Raw genomic sequence first — 19,906 nt, forward strand, 5'->3', positions numbered from 1 at the left:
AGTCGTTCATGAAACAAACAATCTCTTTGATGAACCTCTTAACCTTTAACTCTTTGTTTTGGTAATAACTTTACTGAAAAGCAAGAAGGGGAAGCACTAAGAAGTCCGATCGTAAATCTATAAAAACAACAATGAGCCAACCCTGACAAAACAAAGCGGGTGTTTGCCAAACCAACATAACAATAAAAGTGCGGCCTAGAGCCTCCCTCTCTAGGACCAAGTTATAACGATCATCAACGTGATTCACCGGAGAACATCATGTCCGAAAATAAACGCAGTACGATAGGCAAGTTTGCCCTACTGTCTATGACCTTCGCGGCGGTATACAGCTTCAACAACATCATTAACAACAACATCGAGATAGGCCTTTCCTCGGCACCGATGTTCTTTCTAGCCACCATCTTTTACTTTGTGCCTTTTTGTTTGATTGTCGCAGAGTTTGTGTCACTGAATAAAGACTCTGAAGCGGGTGTTTACTCTTGGGTTAAAAGCTCTCTAGGCGGCCGCTGGGCGTTTATTTCGGCTTATACCTACTGGTTTGTTAACCTGTTCTTCTTCACCTCTCTGCTGCCTAGAATCATCGCTTATGCGTCGTATGCGTTCTTAGGGTTTGAGTACATATTCACGCCAATCACCACGGCGATCCTCAGTACCATTTTGTTTGCGATTGCTACGCACATTTCAAACAATGGCGCGAAACTACTAGGCCCCATCACCTCACTAACCTCGTCGCTTATGTTGTTGCTAACAATGTCTTACATCTTGTTGTCTGGCGGTGCTTTGATCGGTGGTATCGAGCCAGCAGATCCAATCACAATTGAAGCGATGACACCAAGCTTCAACTGGGCATTCCTTGGCGTAATCACTTGGATATTCATGGCGGCAGGCGGTGCAGAATCGGTTGCGGTTTACGTTAACGACATCAAAGGTGGTCACAAGTCTTTCGTTAAAGTGATCATCATTGCCGGTATCTTCATTGGTGCGCTTTACTCGGTGGGTTCAGTACTAGCAAACGTGTTTGTGTCGCGAGAAGAGCTTAAATTTACTGGCGGCTCAGTGCAGGTATTCGAAGGGCTAGCACGACACTTTGGGTTGTCTGAAATCCTAATGAATCGCTTTGTGGGCGTGGTTTCATTCACGGCGATGCTAGGCTCTCTGCTGATGTGGACAGCGACACCCGTTAAGATTTTCTTCTCTGAAATCCCTAAAGGTATCTTCGGTGAGAAAACAGTCGCTCTAAACAAACAAGGCGTTCCAGAGCGTGCGGCTTGGATTCAGTTCTTGATTGTGATTCCACTGATGTTCATTCCGACACTGGCGTCCGATACGGTTCAAGATCTGATGAGTACCATTATCAACATGACAGCTGCAGCATCGATGTTGCCACCGCTATTCATCATGATCGCGTACCTTAATTTACGTTTGAAGTTGGATCACTTACCTCGTGATTTCAGAATGGGCTCACGTATGACAGGCATTACCGTGGTCTCGATTCTGATCGGCATTTTCACTGTTGGCTTCTTTGCGTCAACCTTCCCAACAGGTGCTGACATCATGACCATCATCTTCTACAACGTGGGCGGTATCGTGATCTTCCTTGGCTACGCATGGTGGAAGTACGGTCAATACGAGAAAAGCTTATCTCCAGAAGAGAAAAAACTAGAAGCAAAGCCTGAACCGGCGAACGCTTAGCTTTACCCTACACTCTGATTGAAAGCTTAAGGCACTTACATTTAAACTTCAGGCACTCGCATTTGGTGAGTGCCTTTTTATTTGTCGGTACATTCCCCCTCAACACCTAAATTTCACCAAAGCCTTCAAGAAAGAAGACATTCGAGTCAACAATCTAACCGCCTATAAAGCAATTCACCAACTGAATAGCTATCACCCTAGCCATGCCTCTACACATTCAACTTAAAGTCAAAATAGAAGTAAAGTAAATATTTACTAAAAATAGATCACACTTTTAAACTGAATTAATTTTAAACACCAAAATTATCATTAATATCGGTTTTGCGATCGTAAGTAACCTGACCAATACGCCTTGAAGAGCACCCCATATTAGAAGTCAGAACTGCTTACGAACCTTCATTTATAACCCGACACAGAAGTGATTAAAATGAAAAGTAGTTTTACTAAAACCACTCTTATTACAAGCTGTATTCTTGCTGCCCTAAGTACCACTGCCCACGCGGAAGAGTCCGCAGCAAACCACAGTGATACTCAGCCCCCTAAAACAGAAACTGAAACCCTATTTAACTTTTATGGTGAGCTTGGCCTTGGTGGTCATGTAGCACTCGAAGGTGATGATAAAGGTCGCTACGCAGACGGCACTTACATTGAAGCTGGCTTGGCTATCGAGCACGGTAATTGGTTTGGTCTTGCTTATATGGAGGGCTGGACAGTACAAGCCGATGACGAAGGCAATGCTTGGGCAACGGGCCACGGCTGGGGCGGTTTTGAAGGTGGTTTCAACCGCTTTTACGCTGGCTACCGCACAGATAACAAAACAGAATTCATGATTGGTCGTATGGACTCTTCATTAGATGACGTTCAATGGTGGGGTGACCCTACGGTTGAATACGGCTACGCGATCTCAAACACGCGAGACGTGCACCTTGGTGTGAAGATTCAAAACCTAGAAGGCAAGCTTCGCTACAGCGTTTCTTTCGCGCCAGAGTCTGACTTCTCGGAAGACGATGCTCTTGTTCACTTCGGTAAATACGACAGCTTCGCAGACCAATGGAAAGATAAGAACGCCATGGTCAATGGTTACCTTCAATACGATCTGACCGACGACTTAACCCTAATGGGTGGTGGTGAAGTTCGTAACAACGATGGTGGTGAACTATTGCTATTGGGTGCTGAGTACAAAAACTTCGCCACTCGTGTTTGGCACGATACAGATAAAGGCAACCAAGAGTCTTTCGGTAGCGAGTCTGGTATTCAAACCAGTGCATGGTACGAAGCGGCACAAGGCGTTTACCTATCTGCAGCCTACAACTACGCAAACTTTGACGGTGACAATGGCGACAAAGAAATCACCTCTTACATCAATGCTGGCGTTTGGTATGAATACGGCAACGGCGCGTTTGCGACTGCTTTCGATAGCCGCTTTGGCGTAGGCAGCGACACTGAAATCGGCGACGCTCAGGTGTTCGCAATGCAATACTTCTACTGGTAATAACAGGAATTGATCATGAAACTGAATAAATCATTCGCAGCTCTCGCTATCGGTGCAGCCCTTGTCGTTACTGGTTGTGCTTCAAACTCAATCTCTGGCTCAGGCTCTGACACAGAGCAACTGCAAGCCAACGAATTTAAGAACGTTATCGACCGTACTGGCTCACCTGAATACATGCGTGACTACGACTTCGATGACCACCAACGCTTTAACCCATTCTTCGACCTAGGTGCATGGCACGGTCATCTGCTGCCAGACAGTGCAGAAGGCATGGGCGGATTCCCAGGTACAGCACTGCTTACCGAAGAATATATCAACTTCATGGCTGATAACTTCGACCGCCTAAGCGTGTTCAAAGACGGCAAAAAAGTGGCTTTCACTATGGAAGCTTATAGCCTACCGGGCGCATTGGTTCAGACGCTAAAATCTGACGATGTGACCGTAGAAATGACGATGCGTTTTGCTTCAAACCGTACCTCTCTGCTAGAAACAAAAATCACTACCGACTCACCGGTTGAATTAGTGTGGGATGGTGAACTGCTAGAAAAGACGCACGCCAAAGAAGGCGTGGCACAAACCGACAAAACAATCGCTGAAACTTACCCTGAGTATGACCGTCAAATCGTCGCAACCGACGATGGCCTAAAGGTGACCTTCGGTAAGGTTCGTTCGACATGGGATCTACTGACTTCTGGTGAGTCTGAATACCAAGTTCACAAGTCGATTCCAACGAAAACCACGGTTGATGGTTTAGCGTTTACTTCAACGGCAAACATTGAAGCATCGACGACTATCTACACCACATACTCGCATGTTCTAACGGCAGAAGAAGCGCAAGCGGAACAGCCTGAAATCAAAAAGATCATGGCAAACCCTACCGACTTCTTAGCCGCATCAGCAGAACGTTGGGAAGGCTATCTTGAGATGGGTTTAACCAACCCGAACGCGACACCAGAGCAAGAGCGTGTTGCGGTTAAAGCGATGGAAACCCTAAACGGTAACTGGCGTGGCGCTGCAGGTGCGATGGAGTTTGACTCTGTGACACCATCCGTGACGGCGCGTTGGTTCTCGGGCAACCAAACTTGGCCTTGGGACACATGGAAGCAAGCCTACGCAATGGCTCACTTCAACCCAGATGTAGCGAAAGATAACATCCGCGCGATGTTTGCCTACCAAATTCAAGCTGACGATCCTGTTCGCCCTTGGGATGAAGGTTACGTGCCAGATCTATTGGCTTACAACCTAAGCCCAGAACGTGGCGGCGACGGCGGTAACTGGAACGAACGTAATACCAAACCAAGCCTAGCTGCATGGGCCGTGATGGAAGTCTACAAGACCACCAGCGATGAAGCTTGGCTAGAAGAGATGTATCCAAAGCTAGTGGCTTACCACGACTGGTGGCTACGCAACCGTGATAACAACGGCAACGGTGTTCCAGAATACGGCGCAGCACGCGACAAAGCACACAACACACCTGAAGGTGAAATGTACTTCACCGTGGTTCGTGGCGATAAACACGAAACAGTCGTAGGCCAAGCTGAACTGGATAAAGTGGTAGCAGAAGGCAACTACGATTACATCGAGAGCCCAGCTCAAACCGCTGCGTCTTGGGAATCAGGTCGTGATGATGCAGCAGCCTTCGGTTTCATCGATAAAGACCAGCTAGACGCGTACGTTGCTAACGGTGGCAAGCGCAGTGATTGGGATGTTGAATTCGCTCAAAACCGCGCTGAAGACGGCACTTTGCTTGGCTATTCATTGCTGCAAGAGTCCGTTGACCAAGCAAGCTACATGTACAGCGATAACAAGTACCTAGCAGAAATGGCTGACATTCTAGGTAAAGACGCAGAAGCGAAAGAGTTCCGTGAAAAAGCAGAGCACCTATCGAACTACATCAACACCTGTATGTTCGACGAAGGTACTAACTTCTTCTATGACATTCGTATTGAAGACAAGCCTTTAGCCAATGGCTGCGCAGGCAAACCGATTGTCGAGCGTGGTAAAGGCCCTGAGGGTTGGTCACCACTGTTCAACGGTGCAGCAACACAAGCTCACGCTGATGCCGTGGTCTCTGTGATGAAAGATACCTCAGAGTTCAACACCTACGTTCCACTGGGCACAGCAGCGCTTTCTAGCCCAGCATTTGGCCCAGATATTTACTGGCGTGGACGTGTATGGGTAGACCAGTTCTACTTCGGCCTAAAAGGTATGGACAGCTACGGCTACCGTGACGATGCGATTGAAATGGCAGGCGCATTCTTCGACCACGCCGATGGCTTGGTACAAGACGGTCCTATCCGTGAGAACTACAACCCGCTAAACGGTGAACAACAAGGTGCTCCAAACTTCTCTTGGAGTGCTGCCCACCTATACATGTTATACAACGATTTCTTTACTGACGCAGAGTAAGTAAAAACCTATACCTGTCTTCTGAAATTCAATGAAAATCTAACCTCATAAATTTCAGACTTTGGCACTCAGTTTCTCGCTGAGTGCCTTTTTTATATCTGAAGTAACGTAAGCGAAAAACAAGCACTTAGACCATTTGGCCTACCATGATCCTTTTACTCTGTTCGTTGTACTCAGCTAACACAGGCAAGCTTTTACTCACAAAAAGCAAAGAGTGCTCTTGCTATGAAATCCCATTCAAAAATTTCATCACCCTCACTGAAATATTGAATTCTGAAGACTTATTCGAATTTTATTTATCCTTATTAGCCTTCCGGACATTAATTTGATAGTCGTTTACTAAATAATAGCTAAACTATAGCGTCGCCTACCCCTTTTTTGAGAAAACCTAAATGCCTAATGCTGATTCCACCCTAAACAAACGTATGGGAATCGTTGCGCTCACCTGGCCAATTTTTATCGAAGTTCTTTTAAGAACCGCACTCAACACCAGTGATGTATTCATGTTATCGGGATACTCGGACAAAGCCGTGTCTGCCGTTGGTGTTATTTCTCAGATATCCTTTTTCCTGATCATTGTCTCGACCATGGTCAGCAGTGGTACGGGTATTCTAATCGCGCAATACAATGGTGCTTCCCGCACTCAAGAGAGCGCTCACGTGGGTGTAGCAAGTATCATTCTGGCCATTATTGCCGGTGTGCTACTGAGTGTGATTGCCGTTCTTGTTGCTGAATATTTTATCCCGCTTTATCAACTCGAACCTCAAGTCGAACAGTACGCGCAAGAATACCTGTTCATCAGTGGTGCTCTCACCTTCAATGTAACCATAGGTGTGGTTCTCACCACTATTTTGCGCAGTCATGGCTATTCAAAGTCACCGATGGTGATCAATATGATTGCAGGTGTCATCAACGTATTCGGTAACTACTGTGCCTTATATCAACCTTTTGGTTTGCCTGTATACGGCGTGCAAGGGGTTGCGACCGCGACCGTCATTAGCCAAGTAATCGGAATGTTGATCTTGATTGGTGTGGTCAGAAGCAAAGGGATTTATCTACCAGTGAAGCAGTTTAAATCTGTGCCGAAAGCCATCTATCAAAAAATCATGAAGATCGGCTCGATGAACGCTGGAGAAGTGCTCTCTTATAACATGGCTCAGATCAGCATTACCTTCTTTGTAGTGCAGATGGGTACGTCTTCACTGGCTGCGTTTACTTACGCACAAAACATCGCTCGCCTCTCTTTTGCGTTTGCACTGGCAATTGGTCAAGGCAGCCAAATCCAAACAGGCTATTACATTGGTAAGGGTTGGATCGACGAGATTACCAAGCGCGTGCAACGTTACTTTGTGGTTGGCTTTATCGCGTCAACCGCGATCACCTGCATGGTGTATGTGTTCCGTTTCGAAATTCTCGATCTGTTCACGCAAGATCCAGAGATCATTGCGCTAACGGCGGCACTGATTGCAGGTTCCATCATTCTTGAAGCTGGACGAGTATTTAACCTTATCTTTATCTCTTGTCTAAAGGCTGCTGGCGACATTAAATTCCCGATCAAAATGGGCATTCTCAGCATGTGGGGCATTGGGGTTGCCATGAGCTATTTGCTTGGCGTGCATTGGGGTTATGGCGTATTGGGTGCTTGGATGGCAATCGCGATGGACGAGTGGTTCCGTGGAATCATCATGGCCTATCGCTGGCGAGCTAAGAAATGGACTCGATTCTCTTTTTAGGTTGTTGTTGATACGTCGAAATTTATCTCGACCAAAAGAAAAAAGCGCTAGGGGGAGCTAGCGCTTTAAGACCAACTAAGTCCGTTTAGCCTGGTAGTTTTTTAAGCTATATCATGAGGATATAACCAATTTTTTTACTTAGGTAAATCAAAAAGCCTATTCTTTACGACTGCCTTGAGTCGTAAATTAAGTATAGTCGGGTTCTTATAATAAACCGGATTTTTCTAAAATTAATTCATATGAATTTGACGATTAACCGACACAATAAACTATTCGGAAATCACAGATGAGATCGCATTAGTAATCAGCTTTCTAAGTAGTTTATTTTTATCATCTAAATGCTTTGCCTTTCTATAAACAAGCTGGATATCAAAATCTGGAACATCAATTGGTGGCTTCACAGCTAGTAAGGTTTCTTCACTATCCATATCCTTGCGCGCGACTAGCTTGGGGACAATACACAATAGTTCTCTGCCACGAATGAGTCGTTTAACAGTTAAAAAGTTACTGGAAGATATCGCGACTTTCCGGCTTAAACCGAGTTCACCTAAACGAGTGTCCACTCCCGTCTTTAAAGCCCCTGCAGGGGAAACAAGCGCGTGCTCGACAGCAACAAATTGTTCTAGCGACATCGGCTCCTCAATGGATAGAACCGATTGATCAAGTAAACAAACATGTTGCTCCGTATACAAATGCTTTGTTCGATATTGCTTTGGTACCTCACCAAAGCTGCCTATCGTCATATCAAGCTTGGCATCGTCAAAGACTTGCTGATAGTTAGATCGATTTACGTTGAACAACGCAATTTGAGAATCAGGAGAGGACTGTTTAATGAGATCAAACAACACTGGAGCAAACATCTGCTCGGCATAATCGGTAAGACCAATCTTCCAACTGCCTTTGTAAGTTGTTGCATCAAATGATTTAGAGAGTAGTACTTCAGATTGAATGGTATTGAGCAAGGCATCGACAGTACTGGATAATTCAATCGCTCTATCCGTTGCTTCCATCTTGCTACCTACCCGCTCAAACAGAGGATCATCAAACAACTTTCGAAGTCGTTGAAGGCTATGACTCATTGCAGACTGACTGACATAACAGCGCTCAGCCGCTTTACTTACACTGTTCGTTTTGTATAACGCTTGCAGAGCTATCAATAAGTTAAGATCGATACCTTTCCAGTTAAAATCAGCCATCCAGAAGAACCTATTTCATTAATAGTTATAATTAAAACAATTAATTTGAATCATAGTGCAAGTCACCATAAATTACGCTAAACATTTATCTGGAATCGAACATGCTTTCAATTTTTAAAACATTTTTCTGGCTTGGCTGGATTAGCTTTGGTGGGCCAGCTGCGCACATTGGCTACTTCCGTAAAACCTTTGTTGAGAAGCTTAATTGGCTATCTGATGAAGAGTACGGGCAAATTGTCGCGCTTAGTCAATTTCTACCCGGCCCAGGTTCAAGCCAAGTTGGCTTTGCGGTTGGCTACAAAAGAGGTGGCTTAACGGGTGCGATTGCTGCGTTTATCGGCTTTACTTCCCCGTCTGTCATCTTAATGTTGATATTAGCTTTGGTGAGCAATCAACTATTGGAAGCACCTCTGTTTAATTCAATCATTCACGGTTTGAAGCTACTCGCAGTGGTGGTGGTTGCTGATGCCACATTTGGCATGTACAAAAACTTTTGCCAATCGAAAGTCGCGACCGCTTTATGTGTCATGACTGCCGTGGTTCTCCTGTTGCTTCCTGGGATCTGGCCACAAATCTTGGTACTTCTATTTGCCGCAATCATTGGCAGCAAGTTTTTGACCTCACAAGACATCAAAACGATACCTTCAACGCAAAAAATATCGGTAACGCCTCTCGTGATTTTTGTTGCTTTGCTGGTTGGTCTGCCTCTATTCAGTGCTTACTCTCAAGGTATTGAAGTGTTTGGCCTGTTCTACCAAGCAGGTAGCTTAGTATTCGGCGGCGGCCACGTGGTACTTCCGTTGCTACAAAATGGTATTGGTGACCAACTGTCTCAAGATGCCTTCCTAACAGGTTATGCAGCAGCACAGGCAGTACCAGGGCCTATGTTTACACTTGCGACTTACTTAGGTTATGTATTGATGCCATCGGCACCGATCACAGGCGCACTACTCGCAACGATTGCTGTGTTCTTACCGGGCTTCTTATTGCTACTCGGTATATTGAAAAACTGGCAGGCGATTGCAAGCAAACCTTTGGTGGCAGGCGCTCTTACTGGTGTGAATGCGGCGGTTGTCGGTTTATTGTTGGCAGCGCTATATCAACCGATCTTCACAAGCGCAGTAAGCAGCGGCATAGACTTCGCTCTGATCATTGTTGGTGTGTGGTTATTGAAAACAATTAAGATGCCGATTGTATGGATGGTAGCTCTGTTTATTGCAATAGGGTTTGGACTCGGAGTCATTTAATATAATGCCCACTAATTCTAATTAGTGGGCATTATAATTTTCGGATTATGAGACCGTTGAGATAGTGGTTATTCTTCTATCTGTGTAGAGGCTGGACTGGCATCGTCTTGGTTAAAAGACTCTGGGGGAATATACACATCAGCACGTCTGTTTTGAGCTCTACCTTTTGAGGTTTTGTTACTTGCGATTGGCTCAGACTCACCCAATGATTTCAGGGTCATTTTCTCTTTTTCAACACCGTAAGTGAAAAGCTGTTTAGACGTACTTTGAGCTCTCTCTAGCCCCAACCCTTGGTTGTAAGCTTCACTGCCCACCCAATCGGTATGGCCTTCAATGGTCACTAGGTAGTCATTGTCTGCGAGATGTTTTGCCACATCAGCAAGCACTTCACGAGCAAGAGGGGTCAGATAATAACGATCAAAGGCGAAGTTAACACGAGCAACGAGCTGCCCTTTGTCACTATCGAAGCTAGCAATACCAAGGTTTGATATATAAGTGAGACAATCACTTGGATCAGTGATCAACTGTGAGCGCTTAAGAAGCTCCCACTTGAGAGCTGGATCATGACTTCCCTCATGAATTTGCCAATAGCCATCACGATGACTAGCCACCCCTTGAACTTCACCAATTTCGATGGTGTGAGAATACTCTGAAAAAGTATTCCCACAATATTCTACTACCTGATCACTAATCTCCTGCCCATAACTAGAGAAAGAAACAAGCATACCTATTGTTAGCATTGTATTTTTCATCTTTACTCACCCGTATAGTCTCGATACACCAGTACCTCGAGATCCTTTCTCAATTAAATTTTGAATACGTTCAATCAATTCTTCGCGACTACGTACATCGATAATATCTTCATCAGGATTTAAGACACACTTCTGAAATCCATTTTGTTTAGTCGCATCAAAATCAACACCTATAACACCTATATACAGGCTGCCATTCTCAGATTGAAAGTGCTCTCTTGCAGCATTGCACATATTGGCATCAACTAAGTCGGGTAAAATACTCGTATATGGATATTCTTGACCATCACTCAAAATAATCATAATTTTGACTCTTTGACTGTATTCATCAATCTCCTGCTGACTAGCCGAATTACTTGGCATGCCATCATTAAGTACTTGAAGCCCTCTTAAAATACCTTGATATGAAGCCGTATTGCCTCCTGAATTCATATCCTGCATTTCTTCAATCAAATCAGAATCACTGGTAAGAGGAATCACATAGTGACCTATGCCATTAGTCATCGTCATTGAGCTATTGTAAATAACATTAGTATCCGCTCTAAAGTCAAATTTTAAATCTGTATTATCTCTTTTATAGTTAAACATATCATCAACAGATTTCTGATAATCTATATACTCTGGTATTTCAAGACGTCTAGATTTAATATTTAAAACATCCAACACTCTCTTAGCTTGTTTGTGCTGATTATTATTCCCAATATTAGGGCAATCAAATATATCATCGGCACAATCTTCGACTTCACTTAATGTTCTTTTTGACCAAAAACGCCAATTGACTTTTTCATACGTTTTAGAGGAAACAGAAGAGTGGTAATCACTTCTATACCTCAACTGACTTCCTGAGAATAAATTGTTATTAATTTTATCCTGAACTCTGAGGTTAAAAGGAACAATCGCTAGACGGTTAAGCACTGTAGAATCACCTTCACGCACAACCAAAATATTATCAGCAAGATCTGAAACAGCTAGTTTGAGAGTTTGAATCTTTGTATTTACATCACCACTTGCCCCACTCCAATCCCGATTCATTGATCCTGAAAAGTCAGTGACTAGCACAATGTCTACTAATTTATCACCTAGATAGTAAGGATATTTCGCGGCGAGCGCTGAGCCTGCAAGCTTTTGATTTTCATCGAATGAGGGAATTAAATTACTCGCAAACCACGAATTATGGGTAGTCACTGCTGCAACTTCATATTGAATTTTCTCGGTATCATCATTCGCCGCAGTTGGCTCCTCATAAGTCCTTACTGTCGTGATATCTATATGCTCGATACTACGCACATAATCATCAACATATCGAGTCGCTAAAGCATCTGCTTCATTCGATTTATCATCAATTGTTATTGCAAGGGCAGCAGCTTGTGCAGCATCTCTCAAACGACTTGTTTCTTGTATATATCGAGTTCCCTCGAGTGCAAAAACTGACACGCCTAACAAAGGTATTAACGTCAGTCCAAGCCAAATTGCGGCAATACCTCTCTGACGATGAGGACCGCGATTAAATGTATTTGGGTTTATCATATCTACCTCCCAACCATCACCGAACTCGATGAAATGGTTATTTCTGATAAATTAGCAATCCCCAACAAACGTGCAAACCAAGATGAATTACTTTCACATAATGACACTTGGTAAAGAGGGAAAGAGACTCCGTTCTCTACAGGAACCAAAACCTCTTTCGATGAAATTAATGGTACATTACAACCTAAGTTGTTGAACTGGTCACTTTCGAATGAATCAATATTTGCAGCAGAGCCATCGTGCATAGCTTCAACTCTCAGCGCTACGCTTTCTGGAGCTGTGTTTAGCAGACGAGCGGCAATAATGACCATTTCGTCTCTATCATCACCAGTTAAGATGACATTTTCATCATAATATCGAGTGCGCTCTTTCATTACGTTAACCAGAGCAAAACTCACTCGGTCGAGTTTTGCTCTAACCAATAACTTATGACTCACGTCACTCATAAAATAAAATATGGCTATAACGACAAATAAAATGAGTGCTAACTCAATGGTAAAGGCGCCACGCTGCAGTGTTGAGTTGCGTTTTTTTCGAAAGCCTCCATTATTTGTTAATTCCGATATGTTCATCTAACACTCTCCCAACCCTCGTGCTCGAGAGTAAGTAACACTGAAGATGAAATTATTTCAGAATTTCCACCAAGCAAAGGTAAAATAGGTTCATATTGATAACTCAATGATATTTCGGCGAAGGAATATCCCGAATCATCAATCAGCATATCGCCATCATTACGATAATTATCAGATAAAAGATCCTCATAACTCACATAATATTTGCCTGCCATTGAAAAGTTATCAACAGGCGTCAGTGAAGACCATAATTTACTTTCATCATTCATCACGTTGAAAAAGCTGGTATTATAACTGGTGTATGAATTATCTCCCTGAAAAACAGTCGTTGACCTAACCGATTCTCTGAGCGCAAACTCAACCAAATTTGAGACGTAAATCCGATACGCCATTTCGAATATCATTACCGTCGCCGTGATGAGAATGATGATGCCTAAAGCCACCTCGACGGTTAGAGACCCCTTAGCATACTTGACTATTCTTCTCATATTGAACTCCCAGCGCCTGAAGATAGGCGTCTAGACATGGTTGTAACTTCATTGATTGAATAACTACTACCTAAAACATCACTGGCTTGTTTAACGTGACCTAACTTAATCAAAGCAATAGCTAAATTTGCCTGAACTTTTTTATTTTTAGGATCAGACAAGTACAATGGAAGTAATAAATCAATCACTTCTTGATATCTTCCATCAGCAAACTTAATCAATGCCAAATTATTCTTTATCGCAGTATCATTGTAACCTTTGATTCTGGCATTATTAAAATATTTCTCGGCTAACTCATAATCTCCATTCATGCAGTGAGATATCCCCAATAGAACATCTACTTCTGCCGTATTATTTCCCAACTCAATAGAACGTAGATAAGACTCTACCGCCAAAGCATCGTTATGATCTGCATTATAAACTTGACCTCGTAATTGAGATAACTCCCAATTAACCACTTTCAAGCCTAAAAGATAATCACTATAAAACCTTGCTGATTCGATATCACCCTTATCAAAATAAACTTTAGCTAGCTCCTGCATAGAAACTGTATCGTTGGGTGATTCTTCAAGCTTACCTTTATAATAGTTAACTAAACCATCATAATTACCCACTCGCTCCATGCTATCGACTTCATTGTCTAGACTTAGTTCAGATTGACTTGAAGAGCAGCCAATTAACGACACCAATAAAAGAGTGAAAATAAAATATCTAGCTCTCATAATTCACTCCTAAACAAGTCCCATCTGGACGACTCCAGGTGCTAAAATTAAGATGACAATAGGCATCATAATAAGTAAAATCAAAGGTATACTCATTTTAGCGGAGAGTTTCCCCATCTTTTCCTCAACGGTAAGTAACTGCATTTTACGCATATCCTCAGCCAAATCAGATAAGATCATGGAAATAGAAGATCCGTATTGAATATTTTGAATAATAGTCAAAACAAAGCTCGACATTTCAGGGGAAGGAACGCGTTCAGACAAGTTGTATAAAGCTTTATCGATACCCTGAATCTTGCCAAAGTCTGACGTTTTTTTTATCTGATAGCATAAATCACGATCAAAGGTTTCTAGTTCCTTTGACAAATAGGCAAAAGATGCCTCTATTGTCATACCGGTCTGCACACAAACAGACATCATATCTAGTAAATACGGAAGATTTATCGAAATCTTTCTGACAACCGCCTTTTGCTTTAAACTTAAGATAAGGTCAGGGAGGAGTACAGCTGTGATCACACTAACAACCACTAATATAAACTTAGTTTCTATAGCAATGTCCGCTATCCAAACAAAGAATAAGAGAACCGCGAAAAATAAAACTTTAATTGGAAAATAATAAATAGCCAGTTGAGGGCTGTGAATACCAGCATCCCTAACTTTCTGCTCTAACTCCCCTCGGTATTCTTTACCAAACTTGACAATAAATGAGTTAATTCTAGATGATCTATGCTTTTTTTGTGTTGCGCTTAGCAGAAATTCTATTCTTTTTTCTCTCTTCAAATCAACTAACATATTAATTGCCATATACAAACCAAAAGCAAAAACAAATAGTATAATAATAGTATTCATAATTTCACCCTTTTAACAAGAAGCCACACTATAAATAAACCTAACAATTCACTACCTAACACATAATAAAGTATCCATTGACCTTCTGGATCATGGAGAATAAATTTAATATTGTCTGGGTTCAAAAAATTTAGCATTATTGCAAAACACAATGGTATGGCTGCCACTATTTTTGCTGATATCCTCGCTTCAGATGTCATCGCCATTTTTTTTCTTTCCATTGCACGAGCATCGACTAACACTCTAATCAACCTAGCTAATACTCCCTTAAGTTGGCCTCCACGATTCAGATTGGCTCTTATTGCAATCGTAAAAAAAATGTATTCAGGGTAGGGAAAGACCTCACAAGATCGCTTTAAAACATCCTCAGAATTTTCACCTAGACGAAGTCGGTCACCCATTAACTTAAATTCTCGCCCAACTTCACCATCCATATTCCCCCCAACGAATATAAATGCCTGCATCAGGCTTTCACCAGCAGTCACCGCACTCATTAATATATTCAGAGCATCAGGAAATGTCCGCTGAAATGTTTTTCTTCTAACCGTTTTAAGCCTAAAGTAACCGAAGAATAATAAACACAAGATTGAAACAATCATAATAAACATTGAACGAATATAGAAAAAATGATAAATCAAATAATAGGATATAAAAACACTGAAAATAACATAAAATAAAACAATTAGTTTTGCTCTTGAACCTAATATTCCTATAGTTGGATGTAGGTCTCTTCTAATACTTCTCCAACTTGCTCTAGGCAGCAGTCCACTGATATCAATCACCGAAATATCATCTTCTTTTTGCGTCTTTTTCAATTTTGGAAAAAAATTAACCACTTTTGATTTTTCATCATCAAAAAGTAAAAATATGGCAATCCCAAATAAAATAAAAGATATCCAAATGATCATGTCCCTACCCCTTTAAAGGATTCCATCAGTTCATTATATAAACCGAAAAAATGGGCTTTTCGTACCAAGTGGGATCTCTGCATGATACCTTCTGTAACAAACTTGCCTTTTACATTCTCACCATAATTGACTTCATCATATTGGAAGGAAAATATCTCTTCCATGACAACACTATCCCCTTCAATTCCGACAATTTCTGAGATGCTTGTTACTTTTCGAGAGCCATCTCGTAAACGGTTCACTTGCACAACCAGTTCAATTGAGCTGACGATAGCCTTACGAATAGCATCCAATGGCTGGTTTAAGTTTGCCATCATAATCATAGATTCGACTCGGCTGATAGCATCTCTTGGTGTATTAGCATGTAGGGTAGACATAGACCCTTCGTGACCGGTGTTCATCGCCTGCAGCATCTCAAACGCTTCTGAACCACGACACTCACCAAGAATAATGCGATCAGGTCGCATACGAAGCGCATTAATCACCAAATCTCTCTGTGTCACTAGGCCAGTACTTTCAATACTCTTAGTTCGCGTTTCAAGTCGAACTAAATTAGGCTGTTGAAGCCGAAGTTCAGCAGCGTCTTCTATTGTTATCACCCTCTCATCATCACTAATATAATGTGATAAAGCATTGAGTAACGTTGTTTTACCTGAACCTGTACCACCAGAAATCAAAATATTTAACCGACAACGAGAAGCAATCGATAACGCCCTTGCCATATCTAAAGACATAGAATTAAATTCGACCAAAGATTCCATTGTGATATTTTGCTCACGGAACTTACGAATAGAAATCGTCGTACCATCTAAAGCAATCGGAGGAATAACGATATTTACTCGGCTACCATCTTCGAGTCGGGCATCCACTGTAGGGGATAGCTCATCAACTCGGCGACCAACTCGAGAAGCGATCTGTTTAGCAATATTAAGAAGTTGGTCTTCATTGACAAAAGTAATATCTGAACGTTCCAATTTACCGTACTTTTCATAAAATACTTCATTTGGGCCATTAACAAGTATGTCAGTTATCGAAAAGTCTTCAACAAGCGGTTGAATAGGTCCTAATCCAAATAACTCATCTAGCATACTTTTAACAATACTTGACCGCATCATTGCCGTTACTGGACGCTCATTATTGCTAGAAAGTACATCAACAGCACTTCTAACTTGTCCCTCTAAATCATTGCGATTCATGGTTTGAATCGCTTCGACATCAAGCGCTTCAAAAATCTGAGTGCGAAAAGATATATATAGCTCTTTAGTTGTGCTCATCGTGCCACCAGTCTATTTAACCAACCCTGATGTTTTTGCACTGATTGACCATTTATTAAGTTTGATAGGTCCTCAATTGTTTTACGAATGCTTTTCTCATGTTTATGAGCTCGCTTACCTTCTACGATTAAATGAGACAGCCTTTTACAATAAGGCATATCAATATCAACTTTTGATTCAAGGTATTTTGTTATATCACCTTGTCCAATAACGAATGTACTCTCTGGTCTATGATGGTTGGCCAGAGTAATTATTCGAGTTCGACGACTTTGTGACACTTGATTTTGTTCGAGTGCTGATAGCAATGTACGTGCATTTCTTACTGATGAAACGGAAGGTTCTAGGACAACGATGATTACATCATAAATTTCTATTAATGCATGCGGGGTAATTTTAAAATCGATACTTCCAGAAAAATCCTCGATAATAAAATTAGCACTTCTATTTAATAGTTCACATAATGTTTGATTATAATCATAAATGAATTTTTGGTCTTGCTCTCCTTGCAATGACAGCAGTCTAAAATTTTTCCTCACTTGCGTTAAATAACTTAACGCTCCGTCATTATCTAATTCGTGAATTGGGACAGAATATTCATCAATCAATCTAGATTGAAAATTTTCCAAACCAATTAACACATCGATATTTGAGTCACTGTATTGGTGATCGACTAATATTGTATCAATACTTTGCGTAGATAACATTGAACTCAACTCAGTGGAAATCAGAGAAGTACCTACCCCACCTTTACTACCCACAACAGCAACGCGCTTTGCCTTACGCTTTTCACTCACACCAGAAAAAGATTCTAAATTTGCTTGAACATTTAGTATAAAGTCAGAAAATTCAAACTTATTAATAGGCCAATATAGATAGTAAAATCCCATTTCTTTTAATTCACGAAGCTTAACTATAGAGTCCTGCTGTCCTATAATGATCAGCCCTTTTCGGGTAGGAAGATGACTAGCGAAATTTTGAGCATCGTCCGCCATTGTTTCTGAGTTACATAACTCCAGTAAAACAATGTTTGATTTTTGTTCTTCATAGAACTTTTTGTTTACATCCGTGTTTTTAATAAATTGTGGTTCATCCCAACCTTCAAATTGAAACATTTCTTTTACGAGATCAACGCACTCCTGCGATTGATACACTAATACGCAATCAGATGGACCATTATTAATGCCTGACAAATCTTCCGAAGCTGCGGACTCTTTCATTGTTTTAACTAAATCAAACATTATAATCCCTCCACGAGCCTTTCCTTGTGAATAACCTGCCCCACTCTTGCCGCTTCCACAAAACAGTTTTGGCTTACATCAACACCTTCTACAGAAGCAAACTTACATTTTTCCTGTAATAGAGAGTGGTAGATCACTGTAATTTTAAGATCTTTGTCTAATTCGATATTTTTATGCACACTGAACGCCTCAGCAGACAGTGGTAACTTTTCAAATTCATTCACAACATTGTCAATCAAATTTTTTGAATTTCTATTCCTATACTCAAACTTATAAGAGGCTCCGGGATCTATATCGTTAACTTTAGCGATAAGATTACTTAACTGCTCTTTGGTTTCAGGAATAGATTTGACACTAAATTTATAGATATGAGTCTCTGGGTAGACTAAGTATTCACTACCTTTGCCATTAAGATAACGCTCCGCGCAACCCGAGATAAGAAACATCATGACCACTATTACAATTAATTTCTTCATTGTATAAATCCTCCTTGAGATAACAGTTCAATTGTAGGATCACTACCACTGTTTGCTTCAGCTGGAGAATCGATATTGAGCCAACGATGAAATGTAGAAGTCTTATGCATTTGAGGCAGCTGTACCTTCTTACTTTTTATTGGTTGAACCAAATTCACTGTCGCGACAATTAACAATTCGGTTCTTCTTCTATCTGTCGAAGATTTTCTAAATGCCGCGCCTAAAATTGGAATATCACCTAGTAGGGGGGTTTTCTGTAACTCTTCCAAGTCAGAGCTACTCATTAGCCCGCCCAGTACGAAACTGTCACCATCACCCAACTCGATCGTCGTCATGGCTCTACGCGTTGCCAATTGTGGAACCTCAATGCCTGCCGCTCGAATATACCGCTCGACTTCGCTCACTTCGGGAAGCAACTGCATACGAATACGCTCTTCGCTCATCACATTGGCCGTCAAACTCAAACGAACACCGAACTCTTTAAACGTAATATTTATATTATTGTTCGTGGTTACGATTACGGGAATTTCCCCACCGACTAAGAAGCTCGCGGACTCACCGGAAATAACGGTCAGATTTGGTTCTGCTAAAATTTGCGCGACATTTTCATTGCCCAATGCTGTAATAACAGTTGTAAGGTCAGCAGCGTCGAACTGTTGGAATAGAAACTCTCCGACACCCGCCCCCACGCTTGACCAATCAACACCGACTGTCTGCGCAAAATTTTCAGTTACTTGAGCGACCGAGATTTTGACGTTAACCTGCTGCGCTGTTGCGACCTCAAGTAGCTCTAAAATCCCATCCCAAGTCATATTTCTAGCAAAAACCATATCTTGTGGTTCTGGAATATCGATAAGATCGGTTTCTATTTCAAGCAATCGAGTCGCTTCATACTTTGCGACTTTCTCACGCCCCAGTAGGGTTGCGACCATCCGATATATATCATCACGCTGCTGGTTAGAATCAACCACACCGCTTACCGCAACTTGCATTCCGACGGACTCTAGCTTAATGTCTAGCTTTGGATAATGGAGTTTAATCTGGCGACGAACTTGGCTCAGATCCACATCGACGATGATTTTCTCGGACAATAGTAATTTATTGTTTTTGCCATAGATTTCGAGTCGCGCTTGCCCCACTTCTTTCGCAAAAACGACAATTGTTTTTTCATCGATAACATTATAATCGGCTATATCTGGTGCGCTAATAAACACTGTTGTGATCGTTTCATTGAGAGAGATATGCTGTCCTTCAAATTGAGTAATATATCGCTGTGAAGCGAATACCATTGAGTTTATCAACAGCAGATTCATCACTAATACCCATCTCGT

At 41.8% G+C, this 19,906-nt stretch carries 17 protein-coding genes; 5 read left to right on the forward strand and 12 right to left on the reverse strand.

What is annotated here, in order from left to right; translation table 11 throughout:
* The first annotated feature begins 258 nt into the window (after positions 1 to 258).
* From AB6E51_RS16085 to AB6E51_RS16100, 4 genes are all read left to right on the forward strand, one after another.
* On the forward strand, positions 259 to 1,692 hold the full coding sequence (locus AB6E51_RS16085; protein WP_372057913.1) for an amino acid permease: 1,434 nt from the start codon (positions 259 to 261) through the stop codon (positions 1,690 to 1,692).
* 427 nt (positions 1,693 to 2,119) lie between these two features.
* Positions 2,120 to 3,184, forward strand: coding sequence for a protein YgjJ (gene ygjJ / locus AB6E51_RS16090; RefSeq protein WP_372057914.1), 1,065 nt, complete (start codon positions 2,120 to 2,122; stop codon positions 3,182 to 3,184).
* 15 nt (positions 3,185 to 3,199) lie between these two features.
* Positions 3,200 to 5,593, forward strand: a complete 2,394-nt coding sequence (gene ygjK, locus AB6E51_RS16095; protein ID WP_372057915.1) for an alpha-glucosidase — start codon at positions 3,200 to 3,202, stop codon at positions 5,591 to 5,593.
* 392 nt (positions 5,594 to 5,985) lie between these two features.
* A complete protein-coding gene (locus tag AB6E51_RS16100; protein WP_017060807.1) occupies positions 5,986 to 7,326 on the forward strand; it encodes an MATE family efflux transporter in 1,341 nt (446 codons plus the stop codon).
* Positions 7,327 to 7,595: 269 nt separating this feature from the next.
* On the opposite strand, the gene AB6E51_RS16105 is transcribed toward AB6E51_RS16100, so the two are convergent.
* Positions 7,596 to 8,522: a LysR family transcriptional regulator gene (locus AB6E51_RS16105; protein WP_372057916.1), complete on the reverse strand. Its 927-nt coding sequence runs from the start codon at positions 8,520 to 8,522 to the stop codon at positions 7,596 to 7,598.
* Positions 8,523 to 8,623: 101 nt separating this feature from the next.
* On the opposite strand from AB6E51_RS16105, the gene chrA reads away from it, so the two are divergent.
* Positions 8,624 to 9,769 (forward strand): chromate efflux transporter, encoded by a 1,146-nt coding sequence (gene chrA / locus AB6E51_RS16110; protein WP_372057917.1) that lies wholly within the window; start codon positions 8,624 to 8,626, stop codon positions 9,767 to 9,769.
* 68 nt (positions 9,770 to 9,837) lie between these two features.
* On the opposite strand, the gene AB6E51_RS16115 is transcribed toward chrA, so the two are convergent.
* The 11 genes from AB6E51_RS16115 to AB6E51_RS16165 are packed head-to-tail and all read right to left on the reverse strand — an operon-like array spanning position 9,838 to position 19,888.
* Positions 9,838 to 10,521 (reverse strand): OmpA family protein, encoded by a 684-nt coding sequence (locus AB6E51_RS16115; protein WP_372057918.1) that lies wholly within the window; start codon positions 10,519 to 10,521, stop codon positions 9,838 to 9,840.
* 6 nt (positions 10,522 to 10,527) lie between these two features.
* On the reverse strand, positions 10,528 to 12,048 hold the full coding sequence (locus AB6E51_RS16120) for a pilus assembly protein TadG-related protein (protein ID WP_102428923.1): 1,521 nt from the start codon (positions 12,046 to 12,048) through the stop codon (positions 10,528 to 10,530).
* 2 nt (positions 12,049 to 12,050) lie between these two features.
* Positions 12,051 to 12,620, reverse strand: a complete 570-nt coding sequence (gene tadF, locus AB6E51_RS16125) for a tight adherence pilus pseudopilin TadF (protein ID WP_372057919.1) — start codon at positions 12,618 to 12,620, stop codon at positions 12,051 to 12,053.
* Positions 12,617 to 13,108, reverse strand: coding sequence for a TadE/TadG family type IV pilus assembly protein (locus AB6E51_RS16130; RefSeq protein WP_102428925.1), 492 nt, complete (start codon positions 13,106 to 13,108; stop codon positions 12,617 to 12,619). The genes tadF and AB6E51_RS16130 overlap by 4 nt, the downstream gene beginning before the upstream one ends.
* On the reverse strand, positions 13,105 to 13,830 hold the full coding sequence (locus AB6E51_RS16135) for a lipopolysaccharide assembly protein LapB (RefSeq protein ID WP_102428926.1): 726 nt from the start codon (positions 13,828 to 13,830) through the stop codon (positions 13,105 to 13,107). Before AB6E51_RS16135 ends, AB6E51_RS16130 begins: the two co-directional genes overlap by 4 nt.
* A 9-nt stretch (positions 13,831 to 13,839) precedes the next feature.
* Entirely contained in the window at positions 13,840 to 14,679 is an 840-nt protein-coding gene (locus AB6E51_RS16140; protein ID WP_017060815.1) for a type II secretion system F family protein, read from the reverse strand.
* Complete coding sequence (locus tag AB6E51_RS16145; RefSeq protein ID WP_198599063.1) at positions 14,676 to 15,584, reverse strand: type II secretion system F family protein; 909 nt, start codon at positions 15,582 to 15,584, stop codon at positions 14,676 to 14,678. Before AB6E51_RS16145 ends, AB6E51_RS16140 begins: the two co-directional genes overlap by 4 nt.
* On the reverse strand, positions 15,584 to 16,861 hold the full coding sequence (locus AB6E51_RS16150) for a CpaF family protein (RefSeq protein WP_102428928.1): 1,278 nt from the start codon (positions 16,859 to 16,861) through the stop codon (positions 15,584 to 15,586). The genes AB6E51_RS16145 and AB6E51_RS16150 overlap by 1 nt, the downstream gene beginning before the upstream one ends.
* The gene (locus AB6E51_RS16155) at positions 16,858 to 18,099 is read right to left on the reverse strand and encodes a hypothetical protein (RefSeq protein ID WP_017060818.1); all 1,242 of its coding nucleotides are present in this window, start codon (positions 18,097 to 18,099) and stop codon (positions 16,858 to 16,860) included. The genes AB6E51_RS16150 and AB6E51_RS16155 overlap by 4 nt, the downstream gene beginning before the upstream one ends.
* On the reverse strand, positions 18,099 to 18,575 hold the full coding sequence (locus tag AB6E51_RS16160) for a hypothetical protein (RefSeq protein ID WP_017060819.1): 477 nt from the start codon (positions 18,573 to 18,575) through the stop codon (positions 18,099 to 18,101). The genes AB6E51_RS16155 and AB6E51_RS16160 overlap by 1 nt, the downstream gene beginning before the upstream one ends.
* The gene (locus AB6E51_RS16165) at positions 18,572 to 19,888 is read right to left on the reverse strand and encodes a type II and III secretion system protein family protein (RefSeq protein ID WP_372057959.1); all 1,317 of its coding nucleotides are present in this window, start codon (positions 19,886 to 19,888) and stop codon (positions 18,572 to 18,574) included. Before AB6E51_RS16165 ends, AB6E51_RS16160 begins: the two co-directional genes overlap by 4 nt.
* Between the last annotated feature and the right edge of the window lie 18 nt (positions 19,889 to 19,906).

The sequence above is a fragment of the Vibrio sp. 10N.247.311.47 genome (assembly GCF_041467535.1).
GTDB classification, from domain to species: domain Bacteria; phylum Pseudomonadota; class Gammaproteobacteria; order Enterobacterales; family Vibrionaceae; genus Vibrio; species Vibrio crassostreae_C.